General features: G+C 59.5%; 18 protein-coding genes and 1 tRNA gene. 8 read left to right on the forward strand and 11 right to left on the reverse strand.

Annotated elements, in window-relative coordinates:
* Positions 1-174: 174 nt before the first annotated feature.
* Complete coding sequence (locus ACGK9W_RS09250) at positions 175-687, forward strand: DUF6586 family protein (RefSeq protein WP_008177455.1); 513 nt, start codon at positions 175-177, stop codon at positions 685-687.
* 51 nt (positions 688-738) lie between these two features.
* Positions 739-999: a hypothetical protein gene (locus ACGK9W_RS09255; RefSeq protein WP_008177453.1), complete on the forward strand. Its 261-nt coding sequence runs from the start codon at positions 739-741 to the stop codon at positions 997-999.
* A 4-nt stretch (positions 1,000-1,003) separates the two neighbouring features.
* Here the strand turns inward: ACGK9W_RS09255 and ACGK9W_RS09260 are convergent, their stop codons facing one another.
* On the reverse strand, positions 1,004-1,495 hold the full coding sequence (locus tag ACGK9W_RS09260; protein WP_008177450.1) for a cell division inhibitor SulA: 492 nt from the start codon (positions 1,493-1,495) through the stop codon (positions 1,004-1,006).
* Positions 1,496-1,537: 42 nt separating this feature from the next.
* Positions 1,538-2,149, reverse strand: coding sequence for a transcriptional repressor LexA (gene lexA / locus ACGK9W_RS09265; RefSeq protein ID WP_273082659.1), 612 nt, complete (start codon positions 2,147-2,149; stop codon positions 1,538-1,540).
* A 215-nt stretch (positions 2,150-2,364) separates the two neighbouring features.
* On the opposite strand from lexA, the gene ACGK9W_RS09270 reads away from it, so the two are divergent.
* Genes ACGK9W_RS09270 through ACGK9W_RS09280 form a run of 3 tightly spaced genes read left to right on the forward strand, consistent with a single transcriptional unit; the run spans position 2,365 to position 4,829 of the window.
* A complete protein-coding gene (locus tag ACGK9W_RS09270) occupies positions 2,365-3,366 on the forward strand; it encodes an amidoligase family protein (RefSeq protein ID WP_062782222.1) in 1,002 nt (333 codons plus the stop codon).
* Entirely contained in the window at positions 3,359-4,093 is a 735-nt protein-coding gene (locus ACGK9W_RS09275; RefSeq protein WP_405420517.1) for a gamma-glutamyl-gamma-aminobutyrate hydrolase family protein, read from the forward strand. The genes ACGK9W_RS09270 and ACGK9W_RS09275 overlap by 8 nt, the downstream gene beginning before the upstream one ends.
* Before the next feature lie 31 nt (positions 4,094-4,124).
* Positions 4,125-4,829, forward strand: a complete 705-nt coding sequence (locus ACGK9W_RS09280) for an SIMPL domain-containing protein (RefSeq protein ID WP_014577645.1) — start codon at positions 4,125-4,127, stop codon at positions 4,827-4,829.
* Positions 4,830-4,831: 2 nt separating this feature from the next.
* On the opposite strand, the gene ACGK9W_RS09285 is transcribed toward ACGK9W_RS09280, so the two are convergent.
* Together ACGK9W_RS09285 and ACGK9W_RS09290 are read right to left on the reverse strand one after the other, a co-directional pair.
* Entirely contained in the window at positions 4,832-8,515 is a 3,684-nt protein-coding gene (locus tag ACGK9W_RS09285) for a translocation/assembly module TamB domain-containing protein (protein WP_405421019.1), read from the reverse strand.
* Positions 8,516-8,589: 74 nt separating this feature from the next.
* A complete protein-coding gene (locus tag ACGK9W_RS09290; protein WP_273157559.1) occupies positions 8,590-10,239 on the reverse strand; it encodes an autotransporter assembly complex protein TamA in 1,650 nt (549 codons plus the stop codon).
* Between the two features lie 291 nt (positions 10,240-10,530).
* Here ACGK9W_RS09290 and ACGK9W_RS09295 point away from each other — a divergent pair, with 291 nt between their 5' ends.
* The 3 genes from ACGK9W_RS09295 (at position 10,531) to ACGK9W_RS09305 (ending at position 13,441) form a co-directional block, all read left to right on the forward strand.
* The gene (locus tag ACGK9W_RS09295) at positions 10,531-11,538 is read left to right on the forward strand and encodes a hypothetical protein (RefSeq protein ID WP_008177437.1); all 1,008 of its coding nucleotides are present in this window, start codon (positions 10,531-10,533) and stop codon (positions 11,536-11,538) included.
* 199 nt (positions 11,539-11,737) lie between these two features.
* Positions 11,738-12,073, forward strand: a complete 336-nt coding sequence (locus ACGK9W_RS09300; RefSeq protein WP_273157548.1) for a hypothetical protein — start codon at positions 11,738-11,740, stop codon at positions 12,071-12,073.
* 129 nt (positions 12,074-12,202) lie between these two features.
* The gene (locus tag ACGK9W_RS09305) at positions 12,203-13,441 is read left to right on the forward strand and encodes a cyclopropane-fatty-acyl-phospholipid synthase (RefSeq protein ID WP_273157546.1); all 1,239 of its coding nucleotides are present in this window, start codon (positions 12,203-12,205) and stop codon (positions 13,439-13,441) included.
* 66 nt (positions 13,442-13,507) lie between these two features.
* On the opposite strand, the gene ACGK9W_RS09310 is transcribed toward ACGK9W_RS09305, so the two are convergent.
* From ACGK9W_RS09310 to ACGK9W_RS09340, 7 genes are all read right to left on the reverse strand, one after another.
* Positions 13,508-14,014, reverse strand: a complete 507-nt coding sequence (locus ACGK9W_RS09310; RefSeq protein WP_273157544.1) for a phosphoketolase — start codon at positions 14,012-14,014, stop codon at positions 13,508-13,510.
* Positions 14,015-14,088: 74 nt separating this feature from the next.
* The gene (locus ACGK9W_RS09315; protein ID WP_053112512.1) at positions 14,089-14,760 is read right to left on the reverse strand and encodes a DUF998 domain-containing protein; all 672 of its coding nucleotides are present in this window, start codon (positions 14,758-14,760) and stop codon (positions 14,089-14,091) included.
* A 75-nt stretch (positions 14,761-14,835) separates the two neighbouring features.
* A complete protein-coding gene (gene glgP / locus ACGK9W_RS09320) occupies positions 14,836-17,382 on the reverse strand; it encodes an alpha-glucan family phosphorylase (RefSeq protein WP_092030846.1) in 2,547 nt (848 codons plus the stop codon).
* Positions 17,383-17,534: 152 nt separating this feature from the next.
* Positions 17,535-17,807 carry a DUF5676 family membrane protein gene (locus ACGK9W_RS09325; protein WP_053112513.1) on the reverse strand — a complete coding sequence of 91 codons (273 nt, stop codon included), beginning with the start codon at positions 17,805-17,807 and terminating at the stop codon, positions 17,535-17,537.
* Positions 17,808-17,819: 12 nt separating this feature from the next.
* Entirely contained in the window at positions 17,820-18,011 is a 192-nt protein-coding gene (locus ACGK9W_RS09330) for a hypothetical protein (protein ID WP_053112515.1), read from the reverse strand.
* A 224-nt stretch (positions 18,012-18,235) separates the two neighbouring features.
* A tRNA-Met gene (locus tag ACGK9W_RS09335) sits at positions 18,236-18,312 on the reverse strand.
* Positions 18,313-18,540: 228 nt separating this feature from the next.
* Entirely contained in the window at positions 18,541-19,878 is a 1,338-nt protein-coding gene (locus ACGK9W_RS09340) for an acetyl-CoA C-acetyltransferase (RefSeq protein ID WP_075267570.1), read from the reverse strand.
* Positions 19,879-20,125 lie beyond the last annotated feature (247 nt).

Below are 20,125 nucleotides of genomic sequence, written 5' to 3' on the forward strand. Positions count from 1 at the left end.
ACTCGCACAGCCGGGCGCCTTTTTGCCAAATTCAAACGGTCGTTTCAAGTGAATGTTTGTGTTTTATTGTGAAACCTCACCGCACAGAGAATGGAAGAAATTTGATAGCGAAAATGATATAGTGACGAATTAATTTTCGGGGTTATACCCGCGCTGGGGGATTGAAGGTATTCCATGGCCTCGCAATGGCACTCACTGGTTTCTCAAAAGCTCTTTCTCGCCCGCACGCTGCTTCAGCCACTCGACCGGCCCACAGACGAGGCTCAGGAACAACGTCCCAACGAGGCGGAACAGGCGCTGCGCCGGGAGGCCGCTATTCAGGGGGCGATCGAGCTGCTTCTGCGGTCTCGAAAACTGTTGCTGGTCATGGTTGCGAGGCTATACCAGAGAAAATCAGAGGAGCCTTCAACCCTTGATGAGCTGGTCGCTCTTATCGGGCCAGAACCGAGTGAAGTTGGCCGCCTGAAGGAGCTGGAACAGCGATCCGGGAGTTGGTGGAACCATCTGGAGCAACTCGAGCGCGCCCAAAGCAGACCCCCGGCGACCAAAAAAACCGTGAGCGAGGAAAACATCATTGCGGTATCGGCCGATTCCGGCCCGGATCGATCGTCGGCTGCGTTGATGAAAACGCTGACCGCCGTCAAACATTTTGCCGACGATCTGGAAGAGCAGCACAGCGAGTGGTAAGCCACTCCCAGCTCCGGTTATTCAAATCGTATTAACTTGAAGGTTTATTGAATGTCACCATCGTTTTTTGAAATCGTGCAATTGACCAATGGCGATTACGCCCTGCGCCGCATTGATGATGACAGTGCGCCACTGGTAAAAATCTCTTTTTCGGAAGAAGCCCGGGAAATGATGGAAGATCGGGATATGTCGGTTGCCAAAGCAATGATTGCAGCTGGCATTGAGGCTGTAGGCAATGTTGCCCACGATATCGACTGGGAAGATGACGAACTGGACGCCTCAGACGCCCAGCCCTCCTACACTCTGCATTGATCGGTTAACGCTGCCTGAGAACGACGCCGTGGCTATTGCCCTCGGCCGAGGCTCTTTGCAGGGATTCGAAGGCAGTTCGCCCCAGTTTACGGGTCCACATGACCACCGCGTGACAGGTGCCGGCACTGAGGGCTCGCTCTGCCAGGTCCTGGGCAGGATAGTCCGGTGTTGAACGCAGCACCAGCAATTCGCCGGCGACAATCCCGTGCATTTTTTGCCACTTGCTAACCAGCGCCTGGGGCGGGTCGATCCAGGCCAGCCAACGCTTCTCCTGATTCAGCTGGGTCAGCATTGGCAACAGCAGCTGGAAATTTTCTACCTGGCCTTCCGGCAGAATGATCTCCGTCACATTGCCACAGACTTTGGGTTCGGTGGTTTCCGGAGCGCGTCGGGCGCGAATGACGGAACGTCGCTCGCGGGCGGCGGTTGCCGACACTGAACAGGACAGAGCATTGGGGTTGTAGGCCAGATTCTGATTAAAGCTCATTTGTTCCATAATTCACCCGTTATTCAAACTATCTGAGGCTATCCGAACCGCTCAGTGCAGGTCAGAGCGGCGGATAACACCAACACCCAGACCCTCGATGAACAGCTCCTGTTCGGTCAGGTCCACTTCGATCGGTGCGAATTCTTCGTTTTCGGCAATCAGGTAGACTTTCGAGCCTTCCTTGCGGAAACGCTTTACCGTGACCTCATCGCCAACCCGGGCAACAACCACCTGGCCGTTGTGAACATCCTGGGTACTGTGAACTGCCAGCAGGTCGCCATCGAGAATACCGATGTCTTTCATGCTCATGCCCCGGACCCGCAGAAGATAATCTGCAGACGGCGAAAAGAATTCCGGCCGCAATGTGCAGTGGTCCTCGATGTGCTCCTGAGCAAGGATCGGACTGCCGGCAGCAACCTGACCAATGACCGGAAGGCCAAGGTCCTCTTCCGCCTCAGGCAGACGGATGCCGCGGCTGGCTCCCGGCACCATCTCGATGGCACCTTTCCTTGCCAATGCCCGGAGATGTTCTTCCGCGGCGTTGGCCGAACGGAAGCCCAGTTCTGCCGCGATTTCAGCACGGGTTGGCGGATAGCCGGTCTCGTCGACGTATCGGCGAATAATATCCAGTACCTGGGACTGCCTTGCTGTCAGCTTCATCAAGCTACTCCGCTATATCGGGATCGGGCCGCGGCAAACATCAACCTCTCGTAAGAGCGGCTCCGGCGGCCCTGTTTTTTTATACAGTAAACTGACTATATACAGTGTTTTATCCAGTGTAAAGTCGGCTCCCTGATTTTCTTGCAACCGCTTAATAATGAGGATCAACAGCGGTGTGATATGGTTAGGCCACTATTCCTCACGAACCAGGGAGCACCATGACTCAAGTCAGTGCCTGCAGGATGCCTGACATCCTAGAGACGAACGAAGGGAAGGAACGCCGGGTTGGCGTCGAGATCGAACTGTCTGGTCTGGGCTATGATGAGCTGGTTACATTGGCGGCGAAGATGCTGGAGGGCACACCTGAGCTCAAGTCACGCTATGTGACAACCTTGCAGACAGCTCTTGGCGACTTCACGGTTGAGCTTGATTCCGATCCGATCAAGGATCTTGATCTGGCGGATGAGCGCCTCCCCGAATCCATTCGTGAACTCGGTGGTCAGGCGATGGATGTGATCGACGCCGCGGCCGAACGCGTGGTACCCCTCGAGATCATCAGCCCACCCCTGAAGTTTTCCAGCGTCGAGGTGATTGAAACGCTCGTCGACAAACTCAGGAACGCCGGGGCACTGGGCAGCCGGGACGCCATCTATTTTGCGTTTGGCCTGCAGCTTAATCCCGAGTTGCCCGACCTCAGCCCGGAGACCCTGGTTCGTTACTTCCAGGCGTTCGCGGCCCTGTATGAATGGCTCAAGCACCGGCATCAACTGGACGTCAGCCGCAAATTCACTACGTACATCGAACCCTGGCACGGCCGCTACACCGAGCTCCTGATGGAGGATAACTATCATCCAAACCTCGGGGAGCTCATGGAGGATTACCTGGAGTTCAATCCTACCCGCAATCGCGCGCTTGACCTGCTTCCACTGTTTGCCCACCTGGACAAGGAACGGCTGGAACGTCATGTTCAGGATCCCAGGATAAAAAGCAGGCCAACCCTGCATTACCGGTTGCCGGATTGCGACATCGACAATCCCGGCTGGCATTTCTCAACCGTTTGGAACGACTGGGTCGTTCTGGAGCAACTGGCCAACAATCCCGACGACCTGGCCGACATGCGGCAACTGTTCCGGGAGCGGCGCAAACTGAATCTTCACAACCTGACCCACAGCTGGCGGGAAACCACTGACGACTGGCTGGCCAAAAACGGGTATGTCTGACGAGTCCAAAGAACAGGAACTTGAGGTTCCGGGCCTGACGATCGGCATCAGTGGTCCCGCTCGAAAAAGCCTTGCCCATCGCCTGATCAGCCTGGGTCTGCGCCTCCACGGTGCCCGGACCCACTATATTCGCCCCGGTTCACGGGTTGCCGTACCGATGCTTGATGGCCTGGTGCTGTCAGGCGGCACCCACGTCCATCCTGAACGTTATGGGCAGGAGCCACAGGTTACCGCCAATTATGACCGCAAGCGGGATAAAACCGATCAGTCACTGCTTGAGCAGGCTGAAGCCATTGGCATTCCCGTGCTCGGAATTTGCCGCGGCGCCCAGTTCATCAACGTTTTCCACGGCGGGTCCCTGTGCCAGAACGTGACACCGCTGAGGGTCAATACCCGGCATCGCCCACTGCTCTTGCCCCTGCAAACCGTGCGACTGGTAACGCACAGCCGGCTTGAGCAAGCCATGCGCTCACCGGTGATCGGCGCCAACCGGATTCACAGCCAGGCCATCAAGCGCCTTGGCCGCAACCTGCGCGTGACCGCCGTGGACAATGATCTGTTTGTACAGGCTATTGAAAGCACCGGACGCCAATGGCTAACGGGCATCCAATGGCACCCGGAATACCTGCTCTACCATGGCGGACACCGACGCATCTTTGGCCAGTTCGTGGATGCTGCCCGCCGATACAAACTGGCGCGCCTGGAACCGGATTCCGACGACGCCTGATCCATCCACGGTTTCCAAAGGAGGCACTACCATGAACGGACGGAACCGAAAGCTCCGTTTAAACCTGAAGTCCGGTTTTATTCTCCCTCTCGCGCTCACAGTACCTGCTCTGACAATGGCAGGTGAAGTTACGCTCACTGGCGAGGGCAGTGTCCGATACGAGCCCGACAGCGCCCGACTCCAGTTCACAGCCAGTGCCGAGCACGAGCTTCCCCAGAAGGCCACCGAACGGGTAGCGGCCCTGATGGCGCAGTGGCGCGAGGGTATTACCGAGTACCAGGATCAGCTCAATGATTACTCAGACGCGTCGGTAAACCTTTACACCCGAACGTTGCCCGCATCTGAAAGGGAGGAGCAACCCCGCAAGCAGGCCGTTGCCTCCCAGACCGTCAGCTTCAGCATCAGTGATCTTACTCTGCTCAACCCCTTGCTCCAGCAGGCCCAGGCTGTGGGCCTGGATTACCACCTGGGCCCTCACCAGTTCTTCCACTCAGATGAGACCGGTATGGAACAGGAAGCACTGGCCAGAGCCATCGCAGACGCCCAGGCCCGCTGCCGATTCGTGGCCAGTCAGCTCGACCAGAGCTGTGGTGATGTGGTCACCATCAACATCAATGGCGGGCACCGCCCGGTACCAATGATGATGGCGGAGGCCAAATCCATGTCGGATACGGTCTCGAGCGTGGGTGAGCGGGAAATCCGGGCCTCAGTGAGCGCCACCTTCGAGCTGGACTGAACTCAGAAATCCCGGGTGTAGAAGATATCCAGGGAGGCCGCCAGCCCGCTGGCAGCCTCCAGATAGAAGTAGCGGCCCAGATCGTAGCGCAGAGCGACCGTCGTGATCGGCTCGAAGATGCCGACACCGTAGCGGACACTCAGTTCATCCGTCAGATACCCGCTCGCCACCACCGAGGTCTGATCGCCGGAACCCTCCGCTTCCAGGGTGAGCTGGCGAATACCGAACTCTTCGCCAATTTGCCCCGTCACCTTGTTGGCCTGGGTCAGTCCCAGGGACAGCGCCGCCCGGCTCATCTGGCCCTCATCACCCTGGCTCTGGGGCGCCCGGCCAAGAATGACATAGGAAAGCGCCTCCGTCTGAGGCATGTCGGGGTTGGAGAATACTTCCGTCTGGGGCGACTGCACAGGGCCGGTCAGACGAATACCGGCCACGACGGTATCCACGGTGCGGACGGCCTCGATGTCCAGATAGGGCTGGGTAAGGTTGCCCACGAACAACAGTCTTGCCCGCCTGAGCTTGAGCTCCTGACCATAGGCTTCATACTGGCCATTGACCAGTTGGAGCGTGCCACGGGTATCCATGTCATTGCCAATGCGAAGAGATCCCTCCAGATCACCGGTCACGCCGAAGGCGGCAAAAGTCACCTGATCTTCTCCAACAACCACGGTCACATCCATATTCAGCGATCGGACAACGGGCTCTTCCCGTTCCACGCCGACAATGACCTCATCCTCCGAGACCGACACGGCCTGGTCCGGCAAACCCTGTATCTCGATGTCGCCTCTTGGCACTCCGACCTGTCCGGATACCTCCAGGGCCCCCTCACTGAAAACGATGGTCAGATCCGGCTCCACCTCAAGCTGCGCATAAGGCTCCAGGTTGAATGGCACACGGCTGCCGGAAATCGTGATTTCCCCCCGGGGAGACTGTTGCCAGTCGATTTCCCCATCCACAATGGTCTGGCTTCGCGCATTGCTCCGGATCCTGCCACTGATCTCGGCCGAGTAACCGCCAAACTGAACGCTGGCGATCACCTCCTCGATCGGTACCGGCAAGCGGGGATCGGAAACCCGTCCATTCACCAGGTGCAGTTCGCCGGTCACCGCCGGCTTCATCAGCGGGCCGGAGAGCTGGCCCTGGCCGTTCACCCGACCGGCAACTTCGTCCAGCCCGGAAAGCAGTCCTGCAAGGGCAATATCCAGACCCTCGAGACTGAAGGAACCCTCAACGTTGCGGTCGTCCGAGTTCGGATCCAGGTTCATGTCCAGCGTGAAATCGCCAAGCTCCGGTCCGGAAAGACGGACTGCAAGGTCGGCCTGTTTCGGCTTCAGGGCGACCTCGCTTGTCAGGGTATTGTAGGCGAGCGACTCCCACTCGCCGTCCACCAGCAACTGGAATTGTCCTTCACCGGCGTCCAGGAAAAGGCGTCCGTCCGGACCGTCGCCGGTGGTGGTGAAATCGACCTCTCCGTTGATCCAACCGTCCCAACGTAATGTCTCTGGCAGCAAGGGAGCGAGGGCCCCGGTTGGGAAGCGGTCGATACGATAGACAATGCGGGGAACCGGAAGCAGTGTCTGGTCCTCGGCACAAACCGTACTCTCCTCCCAGCGCCAGCAATGATTGCCAAATGTGAGCTCACCATCGGCTTTGTATGCCAGGGTCGCCGGGGCCTGCAGCCGCCATTGCTGGGACTGTTCCGGAAGGTCAATCACGCCCCGGGACAGCTCTCCCTGCCAGGTTCTCCAGTCAGCGCCGGCCTCTCCTGCGAAAACCAGCTCAAGGTCAGCCTCGGCATGACGTGCACCGATGCTCACGGTGTGCTTTCCCTGGGTGCCATTGGCTTCCAGAGTGAGCGTTTCAAGCTCTTGCCCGAACCCGTTGAGGTTCTCCGCCTGCAAACGGCTGACAAGGCGCATGCCGTCCTGCAGATCGGCCTCAAGACTGAGGGTTTCAATGGCGAGCTTATCCTGCCAGCCCAGGTTTTTGCCACTTGCACTCAGCTCGCCCCTCGGGCGCTCTGGTGTTCCCTCCGCCGTCAGAGTGGCTTGCAGATTCCCCGTCAGGCCAGGCAGGACAATTTCCGGCGCGGGCAGGTTCAGAGCCAGATCACCACGCAGAACGTCGCCCCAGGTACCGCTACCCTCAATACGGTTGTCACCCACCAACAACTGCAGGTCGGATAGCTCCCAACTGCCTGATGAGGTATCTAGCCGTCCCTGCAGAGACGCGGGATTGGAACGCCAGTCGCCCTCAAGATCCCATCCGGCATTCATGGCAGGTACCGGTCCATCCCCGAGTTGTCCCTCGGTCGTCACATCACCGCTGAGACTGGCTTCCAGTACAGGTACCCAATAACCGGGATTGAAGTCCTTCAGGCGCAAGGCCGCCTGCCAGGAAAGCGGCCCGGAAAAGTTCACCGAGCCGTTGCCGGTAAGAGACCCGGCGCCTGTGCTGACGGTCAGGTTGGTCAGTGTGGTCTGCCCGGCATCGCCATCCACCGTGGTGGTCAGTTCCGCGTTGCCCTGGGGACCCTCGACACCGGCTTGAAGCTCTGCATGGTAGTTCCCCTCACGCCAGGACACGGTGCCATCCAGGGAACGAAGGGTTACCACTGGCGGCTCAAAGCCCGGGATCAGCGTATACCAGGGAAATCCGCGCAAACGGATGTCGGCACTGGCTTCGAGGCCCTCGCTCCAGGAGACATTGCCATTGGCCACCACAGTGTCTTGCCCTGCACCATTCTCCTTGTCTGCGGCCAACTCGATCCGGATGTTCTCCGCCGCACGAGTCGTCGCCAGGCCCTCCAGCGTCAGCCGTACCGGGCCTGTCGTGCCCGGAAGCGTAGCTTGCCCCCGGGTGCGAAAACCCTGCTGAAGGCTACCCCTGGCGTCCACAGACCAATCATTGAACACAAGGGTCTCCGGCAGCGCCTGCGCTGCGCGGAACTGATCCGAGGTTAGCCTCAACTGTGCCGGCAGGGCCGGATCGAGCGGCTCGACTTCCCCCGAGAGTTCAGCATCCAGGTAGCCACGGCTGGATGCAGCGACCATCAGGTCCCGAACGCTGCCGGAGAGCCGGGCGTCGAGAAGCCACTCGTCTCCATAAGGCGGCGGGATGTCCGCTTTGACTTCCAGATTGACAGGCCAGTCCCGGCGGGTTTCTATCCGGCCAGCGGCGGACACCGTGTACTCACCCAGCTGATACCAGGCGCGCTTTATGTTCCAGGCGGCGCCCGACCCTCCGGCGTCCAGCTCAAACCGGTCCCAGACTCTGTTGCCGTTGAAGGTAAAAGGCCCGAGCCGGACGCCACTGATATTCAGCGCCAGCGGCAGGTCCACGCCCGGCAGTGTAATGGGGCTCCCGCCTTCGGCTTTGTCCGCCGGGGGCAACTGCGAGACTTCGAGCGTCTCTGCTTCCAGATTCTCAATACAGAGCTGTTTTCGGAACAGACAGGAAGGGGACCAGTCCACGAGTGGCGACTCAACGACCACTTCGACCCCGTAACCACGCCATTGCAAGTGGTCGGCCTGCCACCGACCAAACAGAGATCCCCGGTCATTTTCCACCTGAAGCCCTGGCACCTGTTCTATAACCCAGGCGGTTCCCGTCTCAGAGCGCAGGGCCAGCAAAACAGCGGCCACCACAAGGACAGGCACGAGAATCAATACCGCCAGCCCTACCAACAGCCAGAACCGGAGGCGGCGCGGGCGTGCCGATGGCTTGTGCGGCCTGTCGTCCGAAGTTTCCGGTGTCCTCGTCACAGCTCAGGCCCCATGGAAAAGTGAATGCGCCAATCCCCGCCAAATTCACGATCCAACCCTTTGGCGATGTCCAGCCTCAACGGCCCGACCGGGCTGATCCAGCGTATGCCGACACCAGCGCCGGTGGCCAGCGGGTCGCTCGGATTGTTGATCGCGTTGCCGTGGTCGACGAACATGGCGGCACGCCATTTGTCCGCAAACTGATACTGATACTCGGCACTGCCAACCATCAGGAAGCGTCCGCCCACCGGCACGCCGTTATCATTCTCTGGCGACAGGGTTTCATAGCCATACCCTCGCACACTCTGGTCACCGCCAGCGAAGAAACGCAGGGATGGAGGCACATCTTCAAACCGGTTGGTTGCCACAGCCCCCGCCTGCAGACGACCCAGAAACCGGTGCTTGTCCGCCAGCGTAAACAGCCCCTTGACCAGTGCGTTTACATGAAGGATATCCACATCGGACAGCGCCGCCCGATGCGAACCGGTAACATCGAACTGCAGGCGATAGCCCCGGGATGGGTCCAGTGGCGAGTCCGTGTGTATTTTCGAGTATCCCGCACCGGGCAGCAGGAGTGTGCTTGTGCCTTTCTCGTCATTGCCGATGTTAAAGCGCTCACCTTCCCAACGCAGCGACAATATCTGTAGCCAGCCGTTATCCAACTGATGCTGCCACTGCTGCCCCAGGCTCAGAAGTTCCGATTCCACATTCTCGATGTCCTCGCGCTGGTAACCGGCGCTCAGGCGGATCAGGTCGGTCATGGGCGGATCCAGGGGCAGCTCGTACCAGGTACTCAGGTTCTGCCTGGGTACCGAGAGTTCTGTCTCGGCGCCCCGCTTGTGCCCCATGGGATTGATCCAGTGTTCCCGCCAGTTTCCACGGAACCTGGGTCCGACATCGGTCGAAAACCCCACGCCCGCCGCCACAGAGCGGGCCTCGCGCCGGGTGAGATCAACGCGGACCGGAATCACGCCGTCCTCGGCACTACCCGGTGAGGCATCGATATCAACACTGCTGAAATAGCCGCTGTTCAGGAGATCCCGGTTGAGCCTTGCTACTTCATCAGCATGGAAGGGTATACCTGGCTCGAAAGAAACGAACTGCTCCAGTAGACCGATCTCGAACCAGTGTCCCTCGGCAAAGGTTACCTCTCCGAGCCGGTGCCTTTCGCCGCTATCATAGATAAGCGTAACCGCAGCGCTTCGGGTTGCCGGATCCACTTCCAGGGTACGGGTAACAAATGTGCCGTCGAAATAGCCACGCCGTCGGGCACGGGTCTGGATGGTGTCTCGCAGGCTGGCATATTGACCGTGGTTGAGAATGTCGCCTTCCGCCGGGTGCTCTGGCAGATCGGCGTTAAACCGTTCATCTGACGCAGCTGCCCCCCTGATCTCCACGGTCCGGGACGTAACTCGCACCGGCTCCCCCGGTGTAATGGACAGAACGAGCGTTGCCGTTGTGTCGGAACCACCCTCTTCAATCCGCCAATCAATCAACGGGCTGTAATACCCGAGCGCCCGCAATGCCTCCTCGGCCTGACCAACGGCCGTGGGGGCATAACGCCTGAGATTACTGGCACTGCGGCCTTCAACCTCCCCGATAAACGCCTGGGCATTTGATTTCAGATCCGGGTAGTCTCCCTCCATGTTCACGACGACCTGTTGCGCGCAAACCCACGACGGCAGCCAGCAGAGCAACAAGATCAAAAGCCGGACCCGGCCCGAATTCACGACTTGATAGATTGATAGCATCCGGCTATTTCAGTGTTGGTGGTAACAAGAAGGATTTCCGTTCAAGCGTGGGAGTTTAATGGCAGACGGTCAAGTTAATCCATGGTTGGCCTTTCGGACTGCCTTGAGCGGCTCAAGGGCGAGTCGTTTGTGGCGTTGAAATAAGCTAACCTGTCAGATACTTAGCAACAGACCGGACCCTGGCGAATGCTGAAGATAAATCGAGAAAACCTGAAATCCAGCCACCAGCTTGTCTGGTTCATCATTGATTTCCTGATGCTGGGCCTGCTGATCATCAACCTGGCGTTCATCATCTGGGACTCGATCTATAACTTTGTAGCCGTTCAGAATCTGCTGAAAGAGCATGCTCCGGCCATACAGTCGGCCTACCACCCCATCCATGAACGCTTCATCTTTTACGATCTGATCTTCGTCAGCATATTCCTGACCGAGTTCTTCGTCCGCTGGGGTTACGCCATCAAGGCAAAAATCTACGACCGCTGGTACTTCTACCCGTTTATTCACTGGTATGACCTGGTGGGCTGTATTCCGGTGGGAAGCCTGCGTTTCCTCCGTATCCTCCGTGTGATCTCCATCATCTATCGACTGCACCAGTACAAGATCATTGACGTTACGAACACCAAGATCTACCGCTTCGTAAATTTCTATTACGAAGCCTTTATGGAAGAGCTCTCTGATCGCATTGTGCTGAAGGTGCTGAGCGGCGTGCAGCAGGAGGTCAAACTGGGCTCTCCGCTGTTTGACAAGATCCAGAAGGACATTCTCTATCCCCGACGGGACATGCTCTCCGACTGGATTTCCAAACGGGTTGCCGAGGCGGCCCAGGAAGGCTACGTACCCAATCGCGGAGCCCTCAGGAGCTACCTGGAAGACACAGTGGATAATGCCCTCAAACAGAACCTGGAACTGTCACGACTGAAATATCTTCCGGTGGTGGGCCCCACCATTCAGGAAACCCTGGAAGAAGCGGTCGGCGACATCGTTGCCCATGTCATCCACCAGATCCTCGAAGACCTGGCTTCAGCCTCCAATCACGCCTTCATTGAAGACATCGTGAATGTTTTCCTGCCGACACCCGGTGAAGTGAAAGCCGACGAAGCCCAGAACGAGGCCTTGATTAACCTGATTATCGAAATCATCGACGCAGTCAAGGACCAGGTGAACGTAAAACACTGGCGATCAGAGCTGCCGTGACTCGCTGGCGACAGGCCTTAAGACCAACAAAAAAAGAGAACATCCATGGATGTACAAGACACCCCGACTCATTATCAGCCGGCCCATGAGCTCCTGAAACAACTGGAGGCCGGCACCCTGACCAGCGAGGCACTGATTACCGCCTTACTGGAAAGAATCCGGGACCAGAACCCTGCCATCAACGCGATTGTGGCGCTGGATGAACACAGCGCACTGGCCAGCGCCCGCGAAGCGGATAAGCAACGCGCGCTCGCTGGTTTCCTTCCGCGGCCACATCCCCGGCCCGCCCGGCACCCAGTCCCGACCGGATCTGGTCGAGGGCGGCCCCATGGCCCGCAATGCCCGGGTCGGTTTATGGCTGGAGGATCCGCTGTGCCCGGTGGAGCATGAGCTCACCGGGGGTTATCGCACCCTGGGCAACTCCCTGGCCGACAGGGGCGCCCTGGTGAACCTGGATATCGATCCGGGCCGAAGTAAGCCAAGATCATCCGGAAATACAGGAGTAGGTCCGGATGGCCGGAAAAGACTTCCATAGTTCCGGTAACTCCTGCAAGCGTCCCAGTTTCCGATAAGGTTTGACGAACAGCAGTTGCCTAATAAATGATAGTCCACCTACTTTTTAACCCACTGAAACTTGCTGGGAACAGCGTAAGGATGGAAAGGCATGAGCAGGGAATCCTTGCCGGAAGGCGGGCACCTGGGGTCCCGGGAAAAGCCAACGGGAAAGACGAGCGCAATTCACCGTAATCTTTTCCTGCAGGCGCTGAAATCTCTTCAGTTCGGTTCGTTATCGCTTACATGGCCGGATGGAAAGACGACCCGCCATGAAGGAAAACAAGACGGTGTGCATGCGGAAATGGCATTGCTGCAGTGGGATGTCATCGATCACCTGATCACCCACGGTGACGTGGGATTGGGCGAAGACTACATGGCAGGCAAATGGTCCACACCCGACTTGCTTGCCCTGATGCGCCTCGCCGCAGGCAATATCGTTGTTTTTGATCGGGTTTTGCACACCAGCGTATGGCTCGGGTTATGGCACTGGTGCAGGCACCGGTTGTCTTCCAATACACTGAAACGCAGCCGTAAGAACGTCCAGGAGCACTATGATTTAGGCAACGACTTTTATCAGCTCTGGCTGGACCGGAGCATGACATACTCCTGCGCCCTGTTTGACGGCAATACGTCCCTCTCGCTTTACGAGGCCCAGAAAGCGAAATATGAACGCATCCTTCAGCGACTGGCACCGGAACCGGGAAGCCGCATTCTGGAAATAGGCTGTGGCTGGGGTGGTTTCATGGAAATCGCAGCCACACACGGATGCCATGTGACCGGTGCGACCCTGTCCGGCGAACAGGCGGATTATGCCCGCCAGCGACTCGAGTCCGCCGGACTGGCGGAAAATGCCGAGGTTCGTTTACAGGACTACCGGGAGCTGTCCGGCCCCTTTGATTACCTGGTATCAATCGGGATGTTTGAGCACGTTGGCGAATCGTACTGGCCCGCCTACATGAGGGATGTGCACGACTACCTGAGACCTGGCGGCAAGGCAATGATACAGACCATTACCATTGCCGAGGAGCGATTTGAGCGATATCGCTCCGGCAACGACTTTTTGAGGGAACATATTTTCCCCGGTGGTATGCTGCCTTCCAGAAAGCGTTTTGAAGCTGTTGCCGCCGATAGCGGCCTGGTGGTGAACGATGTGTTCGAATTCGGGCAGGATTACGCCATTACGCTGGAAAAGTGGCTGGCGAACGTCGACGAACAGATACCGGCGATACGGGCGCTCGGGTACAGCGAGATGTTCGTGCGAAAGTGGCGGTTTTACCTGGCCAGCTGTGCCGGTATGTTTCGCGCCGGAGGTATCAATGTGATGCAGGTGGAGTTAAGCCGGGAGTAGCGACCCGGCTTTTCCGCAGCGACGAGCGTTATTGGCTGCAGGCATGGGAGCCTGTAGCCATGGGAATTATTCTTGACTTCGGGTGGGGTCCGCGGTTGCCCCCCAGCGCCATTGGGTAATCTCCGGCATATCCACGCCGTGCCCGATGATGTGATGCCGATGCTCGATCAGCCGGTCACGCAGCCATTGCTTGAGATAGGCGGCCCGTGACCCCAGTTGCGGAACCCGATCAATGACATCCGCCACCAGGTGGAAACGGTCCATGTCATTGCGCACCACCACGTCGAACGGCGTGGTGGTGCCTTCCTCCTTGTAGCCACGCACGTGGAGGTTCTTGTGATTGGTGCGCCGGTAGGTCAGGCGATGGATCAGCCAGGGATACCCGTGATAGGCGAAGATGATCGGTTTATCGGTCGTGAACAGGGTGTCGAAGTCCTTGTGTGACAGCCCGTTCGGGTGTTCCGCCTGGTCCTGCAGGGTCATGAGATCCACCACGTTGATCACACGCACCCTGAGCTCGGGCAGGTGGCGGCGCAGAATATCCACCGCCGCCAGGATCTCCAGAGTCGGCACGTCGCCGGCGGGCTCGGCCCGGCACTGGCTTGTTCGGTTTGTATAGGTTTTTCAAGATCAGGTCCTCCACAAAGTCAGGGATAGGAGTGCTTCAGGTCAGGCTCAGGTTTCTGTTGCGGCCGGATGACCTGCAGGCAAGCCCAAACTTCCCAGACCAGGAAAACCGCCAGCGCGACACGCTCCGCCAGGCCCGGCGCGATATCCAGTTGAATGGCGATCACGAACGCCGTCACCGCCGTCGCCGCGATCACCGACAGCACCAGCGAGGCGGCGCGCTGGCGGCGCCAGTCGAGCTGACGGCGAAAGGCCGCTGAAAACACGAACAGCGCGGCGAGTTCCAGTGCAAACGCCAGGCTGGCTGCCCCCCGGTGTATCTGCCCGGGCAGGTTCGGCGCCTGGCCGGGTGCCTCGATGGGAAACAACGCCGCCAGCAGGATACCGACCGCGGCCAGGCCGAACAGCAGTACCGACCAGGTCCGCAGCGGCCCCGGGCGCAGCGCGCCGCGCAGGGCCAGGGTCAGCGCCAGGTTACCCCAGCCATGCACGAAGGCGCCAACCATGAACAGCCAGCCAAACGGCTGGTTAGCCAGGTCGCTGACATAATCGCTGGTCCAGTCGACCCCGCTGCCGGTCAGGTGCAGGGCGATAATTGCCGCCCCGAACACCGCAACCCCCGCCAGCCCCAGCAGCGCAAGCCTGCGCACCGGCCATGAAAACCTGTGTTCCCTGGTCATACGTGCTTTCATCTCTCCTGAGTGTCTCCTGCGCGCCAGGACACCAACCCGACTCGCGATCTTCCTGGATGCGCGATACCCGCCCGCTCACCGTTGCCAAAGGATGTGAGCAGCTTCCAGGGGGATCGCCACACCATTGTGATGCGGCATGAGTCGCGCGGTATAGTCTGTCGCCGGGCGGGCCGCAGGGGCTGCTGCGCGATAGCTGTAGCCGCTTTCGCCGTCCGTCGGTTGCCGCAGGCGCTGCATCTCCACCCGTTCAGGTGCGCTACCGTCCCTGCCGTCGGCGTAGAGCTCAACCCGCACGGCCTCCGGATCAAGGTCTCCGAGGTAGACCTGAACCTCGAAGAGGTGTTGTTCACCGTCAGGCTCGACCTCAACGTCGCCGAAGCGTATCGCGGCCCATTTGTGATCCAGAGCGTGCCGCCATTCAACCAGTTCCGCGCCGACTCCCCCTTTGCCAGCGGCCCGCTCACGGTATGCAGCGGCAGCCGGGAGGTAGTGTTGCTCGGTGTATTCGCGCACCGTACGGTTGGTAGAAAAGCGCGGTGTCAACCGCGCCATGCTCTCGCGCATCCGGTTCACCCAGGCGGAGGGAATGCCTTGTTCATCACGCGTATAGAACTCGGGGATCACTTCGCGTTCGAGCAGGTCGTACAGCGCATCGGCTTCAGCCGCATCCCGGAACGGATCATCGCCATGTTCCTGGCCGTCCCCCAGTGCCCAGCCCACATCCGGAGTGTAGGCTTCCGCCCACCAGCCGTCCAATTCCGACAGATTGATACCACCATTGACAAGCACCTTCATGCCACTGGTGCCACTCGCCTCCCAGGGCCGGCGCGGCGTGTTGAGCCAGACATCCACGCCCTGCACCAGGTGCTCACCCAAGTGCATGTCATAGTCGCTCAGGAAGATCACACGGGCGCGCACCTCGGGCCGCTGGATGAATTGCATCCATTGCCGGATCAGGGCCTGGCCCGCCCGGTCCTGCGGATGAGCCTTGCCGGCCATAATGAGCTGCACCGGGCGCTGCGGGTCAGTCAGCAGGCGCAGCAGGCGCTCCGGGTCATGCAGCAGCAGGTTCGGCCTCTTATAGGTGGCGAAGCGGCGGGCAAAACCCAGCGTCAATACCCCGGGATCAAACAGCTGGTTCGCAGTATCAGCGGCCTCGGGCGCCTCGCCGGAGGCGGCCAGTTGCCGGGACAATCGATCACGGACGTAGTCAACCAACGCCTTACTGGCCGCCGTGCGGAATTGCCAGAGACGGGCGTCAGAGAGGGCGCGAATGTGCTGCTCATGGGTTTCCGTGGTCCCCAGCCAGCGTTCCTTGCCACAGGCCTCGGTCCAAAGATCATCCGCCGCCGCCGAGTCCCAGGTCGGCATGTGAACGCCGTTGGTCACGTGCGTAACCGGCACCTCATCCACGGGCCAGCGCGGGAACAGCGGCGCAAACAGGTGCCGGCTCACCTTGCCGTGCAGGCGACTTACGCCATTCACCGCCCCGCTGCCGCGGATCGCCAGGTACGCCATATTGAAATCCTCGGCCGGATCGTCCGGATTCCGGCGGCCCAGCGCCAGCAAATCGTCGAGCGTAATGCCGAGCTGGTTGCTTGCGTAGCCACCCAGGCAGTGCTCGATGAGGCCTGGTGGGAAACGGTCGAAGCCAGCGGCCACCGCCGTGTGGGTGGTGAAGAGATTGCCCGCGCGCGTGGCGGCCAGCGCAACGCCGAACGGCTGACCGGTCCGCTGCATGAAGTGGCGGGCGCGCTCCAGCACGGCCAGAGCCGCATGCCCTTCGTTCAGGTGGCAGACTTCCGGTTCGATACCGAGCGCGGCGAGCAACCGCCAGCCGCCAATCCCGAGGATCACCTCCTGCATCAGGCGTTGATCCGGCGCGCCCCCGTAAAGCTCACTGGTTATTCCCCGGTACGGCGGGTAGTTCGCCGCATCGTTGCTGTCCAGGAGGTAAAGCTTCACACGGCCCACCTGGACCTGCCAGGCGCGCAGCCAGATCGGGTGGCCGGGCAGGCCGAGCTGTATCCGCAGCCACTCCCCGTTGGAATGACGCAACGGCATGATTGGCAACTGGCCGGGATCGTTATACGGGTAAAGCGCCTGCTGTGCACCGTCCCGGTCGATCAGCTGGCGAAAATAGCCTTGCTGGTAGAGAAGCCCCACGCCAATCACCGGAACACCCAGATCGCTGGCGGCCTTGAGCTGATCGCCCGCCACGTTGCCCAGCCCGCCGGAATAAATGGGCAGGGCCTCGCTCAGCATGAACTCCATGCTGAAATAAGCGGCACAGGTTAAAGGCGGCCGCGGGTAGGTTTGCTGAAACCACGCCGGCGCCCGAGCGGCATCTCGCCTGGCCTGCACCAGGTCCCCGACGTCTTTACGGAACGCCGGATCGGCCAGAAGTCCCTGGAGCTTCTCCCGCGAGACCGTCTGCAGAACGACCCAGGGGTTACGTGTGGCTTGCCACAACTCGGGATCCAGCTGCCGCCACACCTGGTCGGTCGCATGATTCCATGACGAACGCATATCCAGGGCCAGCTCGGCCAGGGCATCAAATCCCTCGACATCCGTATGCAGTGGGCCGTATAGCAGCTGGCTGACAGGGGTTTCATTGTTCATGGGGTCTCCTTCCTTATTAAGACCGGGGCCTGCGTCCGTTGATAGCCCTTGCGCCGCCGCTCACCTGCGCCGCGGCTCACCAGAGTGGTGCCCCTGCCAGGGTCAGTTGTGCTCCGGGGGATTAAACCGTGGTTGCGTGGACGGGGGCGGACTCAGTCCCCACTTTGCTTGGCATCGAAGTAACGGTGAAGTCGATTGTAGATCGGGCAGAACACCAGCCCGGCATAGGCGCCATATAGGAAACTCTCAATCAGGCCGACCACAAATCCCCACCAGGTCAGCCACTTGAATCCCGGCAATACCTGCTCAAGAAACGCATGCATATGCAGGCTTTGGGGCGTTACCAGTCCATAGATAACGCAGACAATGAAGGTGACCGCTGCGAACAACCCCAGCGCCCAGGTAACCAGTTTCGTGTTAAGCATGTTCCACTCCCATCAATGGCGATGACCCGAGGGTCGGTCCTGATTGCTGTCCGGTTTGTCCGGCTTGTCCGTCTTGTCGGACGCGCCATGTCCGCCGTGCCCGCCTCCGCCGTGACCACCATGCCCACCGTGACCGAACATGTGCATGGCCACGAACAGGATGCCGATAACCACCCAGAACCAGTTTTCCGCTAACCATTCCATATAACCCTCCTCCGTCTGCGGTTGCGCCCGACTGCCATTGTGTGATCTCCGGAGCGGGCATGCATCTCCAGCGAGATAAGCAAACCACAGTCACCTGAGTTCAACCTGAATTATTGGAGCGAACCGGATCGGGATTTGACCTCAATCAAGTCAGGAATGGGAAACTTTCTGCGGACAAATAAAAAAGGCAGACCAGTAGCTTACTGATCTGCCTTTCTCTTAGATGGTAGCGGGGGCTGGATTCGAACCAACGACCTCCGGGTTATGAGCCCGACGAGCTACCAGACTGCTCTACCCCGCATCAAACTTTTCATCAATTCTTTCTACTGAGTCCGCCTCTTGGTCGGGCTCATAAGCCGAAGGTCGATGACTCCCTCCGGCTTTCTCGGGATTGGGAGCCCGACGAGCTACCAGACTGCTCTACCCCGCATCAAACTGGTTGTTGCTCAGGGAACCCCTGATCAACGTGGCGCGCATGATAAGGGCTGAGCCTGGCACTGTCAAAGGAAAGTTCCGGTTTTCCGGAAACTTACCGCTCCAGAATCGCTGTTACCCCCTGCCCGCCTGCGGTGCAGATGGAGATCAGGCCGCGGCCACTGCCCTTTTCCTCCAGCAACTTGGCCAGGGTCGCAATGATGCGCCCGCCGGTGGCGGCGAACGGATGGCCGGTGGCCAGGCTGCTGCCTTTTACATTGAGTTTGTCCCGGTCGATGCTGCCCACCGGCTTGTCCAGCCCCAGACGGTCCTTGCAGAAGGCGGGATCCTGCCAGGCTTTCAGAGTACACAGCACCTGCGAGGCGAAGGCTTCGTGGATCTCGTAGAAATCGAAATCCTGAAGTGTCAGCCCCGCTTTTTCCAGCATCCGGGGTACGGCGTAAGCTGGCGCCATCAGCAGCCCCTCTTTCTTGTCCACAAAATCCACCGCTGCCACCTCGGAGAACGTCAGCCACGCCTTCACCTCATGGTTATTCTCTTTCGCCCACTCCTCACTGGCCAGCAGCACGCAGGAGGCGCCATCAGTCAGCGCCGTGCTGTTGGCCGCCGTCATGGTGCCGTTGTCCCGGTCAAACACCGGCTTGAGCGTCGCCAGCTTCTCAAGGGTTGTATCCGGCCGCAGAATATTGTCCTTGTCCAGCCCCGCCAGCGGCGTCAGCAAATCTTTAAAGAACCCCTCTTCATAGGCCTTGGCAAGCTTCTGATGACTCTCCCAGGCCAGCCTGTCCTGATCTTCCCGGGGAATGTCCCACTCCCTGGCCATCACCTGGGCATGCTCCCCCATGGACATGCCGGTGCGAGGCTCCCGGTTCTCCGGAACCAAGGGCACGAGGTGCGCGGGCCGGAACCGCGCCAGAATCTTCAACCGCTCGCCGGTGGTTTTGGCCCGGTTCAGATCCAGCAGAATCTCCCGAAGCCCCTCGCTTACACCAATCGGCGCATCGGACGTGGTATCGGTACCACCGGCAATACCACATTCGATCTGCCCCAGGGCAATCCTGTTGGCCACCAGAATGGCTGCCTCCAGCCCCGTCCCGCAGGCCAGCTGAATATCATAAGCCGGTGTCTCCGGCGCCAGACCACAACTCATCGCCGACTCCCGGGTAAGGTTAAAATCCCGGGAATGCTTGATCACCGCCCCTGCCGCCACTTCCCCGAGGCGCTTGCCCTGAAGACTGTACCGATCCACCAGCCCCCGCAGCGCGGATGTCAGCAACTCCTGGTTACTGATCTTGCTGTAGGCGGTATTGGACCGCGCAAACGGAACCCGGTTACCACCCAGCACTGCTACGCGGCGAATACCCGAAGGGGCTGTGCTGGTCTTTTTTGAAGTAGCGGTTTTCTTGCGTGGAGTTTTCGATGCTTCTGCCATGATCAATCCAATCCTTTTGCGGAAAATTTCATTGCCGGATGGAGCATTGGGGGCTGGCCTCCCAAAACCGTGCGGAGCCATGGATGGCGGAGCCGAGCGTACAAGGACGTATTCACAGCGTGTTTTGGGAGGCCAGCCCCCAATGCTCCCTGCACCCAGGCTGGCAACAAGTGTAGCGACAACGCACAATGCCTCATTGGCACCCCTGACAACACCCTACAGGCATTGAGTCAATCCAAAAACTGTC

The sequence above is a fragment of the Marinobacter flavimaris genome (assembly GCF_045057155.1).
GTDB lineage: Bacteria > Pseudomonadota > Gammaproteobacteria > Pseudomonadales > Oleiphilaceae > Marinobacter > Marinobacter manganoxydans.